This window comes from Vibrio sp. Vb1026 (assembly GCF_033338745.1).
GTDB lineage: Bacteria > Pseudomonadota > Gammaproteobacteria > Enterobacterales > Vibrionaceae > Vibrio > Vibrio alginolyticus.
In genome coordinates this window covers 1-3,534 of sequence record NZ_JAWOTH010000042.1, presented here as the reverse complement: position 1 = coordinate 3,534, position 3,534 = coordinate 1, and the positions used below count along the sequence as shown (strand labels likewise).

The 3,534-nt window shown below is 39.1% G+C and carries 4 protein-coding genes; all 4 read left to right on the top strand.

Annotation, left to right across the window (positions count from 1 at the left end; genetic code table 11):
• Nucleotides 1–105: 105 nt before the first annotated feature.
• Nucleotides 106–408, top strand: a complete 303-nt coding sequence (locus tag R7E47_RS23890) for a hypothetical protein (protein WP_054730763.1) — start codon at nt 106–108, stop codon at nt 406–408.
• Between the two features lie 134 nt (nt 409–542).
• A complete protein-coding gene (locus R7E47_RS23885; RefSeq protein WP_257896781.1) occupies nt 543–1,505 on the top strand; it encodes a DUF4145 domain-containing protein in 963 nt (320 codons plus the stop codon).
• A gap of 656 nt (nt 1,506–2,161) precedes the next feature.
• A complete protein-coding gene (locus R7E47_RS23880; protein WP_064354107.1) occupies nt 2,162–2,449 on the top strand; it encodes a hypothetical protein in 288 nt (95 codons plus the stop codon).
• Nucleotides 2,450–2,584: 135 nt separating this feature from the next.
• Complete coding sequence (locus tag R7E47_RS23875; protein ID WP_258500753.1) at nt 2,585–3,358, top strand: aminoglycoside phosphotransferase family protein; 774 nt, start codon at nt 2,585–2,587, stop codon at nt 3,356–3,358.
• Nucleotides 3,359–3,534: the final 176 nt, after the last annotated feature.

The window sequence follows — 3,534 nt, the reverse complement described above, 5'->3', positions numbered from 1 at the left end:
TATGCGTTGAATTTAGTGATTAAGGTGGTTTGCTTCGGCTTTTGTATTGCGTTGCTCACCCCTTAGCAGGGCGTTATACGTTTTGGGGGAATCGGGGGCAAGGAAATGTCTGAAGAAGCGATTAAACTAGCAAAGAACCTACTCGAAACAGATGATAATTATATAGAAAACATAATTGCATTATCGCGTATTGGAAACGAAATGTATGGGCAATGCTGGAACACTGATTACCACGTATTTGGTCTCATAGCATCGGAGACAGACCATTTACCTCTTAATCATGTTCGTTTGAATTGCTCAGAGGAGTTTCTCGTAAAAGCTGATAAAGAGCTAGTTGAAACGATGAAGTTTTATCGTTCCGATGTTGTTAGTGCTTGCAATAAGATCATCAGAAATATAAACGTATAACAAAGCGTTTAAGGCAGATTCGCAACGCGTGGCATTTTTGGTTTTTATCGGCTTTAGTGTTTACGGCACAATGTTTTAGGTCGGTGGCCTGCGTTGCTCACTACTTAACGCGGCGTTATATTTATTGGTGAGTTATGAGATATTTTGACTGTACAAAATTTGACTATAAGAAATTCAACATCACAGAAACAAGTGATCTAATCGAGCGAGATAAAGCAGCATATAAACATTCATTCCAACAGTGGATTAATTCAGAAATCGATAACATTGTAGAAAGAAAGTGGGAAATAGAGAATATCGGAGTCGTTGATGAAACTGGTGACTTCATCCGCTTAATTAAAGAGGCTGAGCTATCTTATTCTCTTGGTGCTTACTTCAGTACTATTGCTTTAGTTGGAGTCGCAAGTGAAGATCTATGTAGGTACTTTGCTGAAAAACAGGGACATCAAAAACTCACCAATCATTCTCAGTTTGACCGAATCAATAAACTTAACGAATTAGGAATAATTTCTTCTTCTGTACACAGCAAATTTGATAAAATTCGTAAGATTAGGAATAACTGTTTGCACTTCAATGACGGATTTAAGTCTCAAAAGCGTGATGACCTAAAAATTGAAGCTGCTTCTTGCATTAACGATCTAAAATCAATTTATAAAGAACTGTTTTCTTCTTTCAACGGCAAATACAAACTAGGTACTTTAACTACTAGCGTAATAGAAGACTTTGCTCGCCAAATGGCAGACCAGACTTCTTTTGGCGATACACTCAACACAGAAGAATTTACCATGAAATTAAGGTATTTTATGGCGAGTGAATTTGGCGAAGATATTGCAATTGCAGATAGCGGTGCACAGGTTGAAAGGACAGGTCTATTTGTCGTAGCTGATATCGATACTGAAGACCCAATGGAAATTAGTCTGCTTGATCTGTCTGTTGGTCAGTACGTAATTGTTGATTTATCTAACGAAGATATGTTCAAACTAAATGAGCAAAATGTCGAGGTTAACTGTAGCATAATCGCTAGTATTACATCTGTAACCAATCATCAAGGTATAACGGCTGATTGGCATCTTAAAAACGTATATCGCGTAAAATAAATATAACAAAGCGTTTAAGACAGATTCGCAACGCTCGGCATTTTCGGTTTGATTCAGCTTTGGTGATTACGGCACAATAGTTTAGGTATGATGGTGGCGTTGCTCACTACTTAACGCGGCGTTATGTGCATGGAGCTGAAAATCATTTCTGTATTTTTGATAAGCCATCAATTAAGATGGCTTAGGTCTAAAAATCTAGTCTATTTGTTTGGCGACGATCAGCCTAGATATTTTAAAGTGATACTAACTAGCGTTAGTAAGCAAATTGCGACTTCGATTAAATCGTTTAGCAATATGACCTCCTATTATTGTAGGTGAAGAAGCCACTAATGCTGACGTAACTAGTTCACATTAGTGGTTTTTTTATATCTGGGACTTATCATATCGGATGATTTGGGGTGTTTCAATAGTGGGTTATTTCTAACTATCTGTTTTGCAAGAGTTTTTTTCATGCTTTTGATAGGGTTTCTATATTTATCAATGACTAAGAATAACTCAAAAGTGTGACCTTGTTCACATAACAAGCTGTTTAAGAGTGATTCGCAACGCGTGGCATTTTTACTATGCGTTGATTTTAGTGTTTAAGGTGGTATGCGGAAGCATCGGTATTACGTTGCTCACACCTTAACAGGGCGTTAAATGCCTAAGGGAATATTATGAATTGGAATTTTGACCAAGATAAAAACGTAGCAGCATTGATAACGAAGCAAGTAGTAGAACAAGGATTACCCATTTTACAAGTGATCCATTATTCGGATGATCACTCATGGGCTTTTATGTGTGGTACTACTAGTAACCCTTCAGATACGTTGGTTGTTAGTATGGAACAAGCTGTCTCCTTTGATGTTTCTCTTTACGAAATAGCTACTATGCCTCCTGGCTGTATAGCTAGTCGAAATAGCGTGGAAGAAGGCTGGGTGTGCGAAAAAGTGGACGGCATTTAACAAATTGTTCAAGAGGGATTCGCAACGCGTGGCATTTTTACTATGCGTTGGTTTTAGTGATTAAGGTGGTATGCGGCGGCTTTGGTATTGCGTTGCTCACCCCTTAACAGGGCGTTAGTTGCACGAGGAGGTTTCGTGGAAGAATTATCAGGTGGAAGAGAATTAGCAATATATCGAGATGGTGAAGTTGTCTATCGTCCTCTTCAGCCGTGGAGTCCTACAATTCACTTTATTTTGAAACACCTCGAGCGAGAAAATGTAGCTGAATCTCCAAGATTTCTTGGTGTTAGCCAAGAACAGGAAGTCCTAAGTTTTGTTGTTGGTAATACTTATAACTACCCTCTAGTCGATGCAATTGCGACTGTGGATGCACTCACATCAGCAGGTAAGCTATTGCGTAAAATACATGACTCAACTGTGCCACTTTTGGAACAAGTAGATGTCAATGCGCACAAGTGGATGCTAGAGCCAAAAGAGCCTTTTGAAGTCATCTGCCATGGTGACTTTACCCCTTATAATGTTGCTCTATCCGAGAACACAGTTGTAGGTGTATTTGACTTTGATACTGCGCACCCTGCGCCAAGAATATGGGATTTAGCATATTCAGTTTATTGTTGGTCGCCTTTCAAAACTGACAGCAATGATAAGTTAGGCACAATCTCTGAGCAGGTAACTAGAGCTAAGTTGTTCTGTGATAGTTACGGTGCAACTACGTTAGAAAGAAATCAACTAGCGGACGCAATGATTGAGCGATTACGGGCTTTAGTTTTGTTCATGCGGAGAGAAGCTGAAAATGGTAATGAAACCTTTGCTGAAAACATAGAGCAAGGTCATCTTCAAGCTTATCTAAATGACATAAAATATATCACTGAAAATAAACAAAAAATTCAGTGCGCATTGTGCAACTAACAAAGCATTTAAGAGTGATTCGCAACGCTTGGCAGTTTCGCTTCGCTCAAGTATAGCCAAGCGCCGCTCACACCTTAATGCGGCGTTAGTACGGGTTTGACATCAAAGGTCATAAGTTTTGGTGTTTATCTGTTTTGGTGCTCGTCTTTGCACCTTTCAGGTTGTGCCTCTCACGT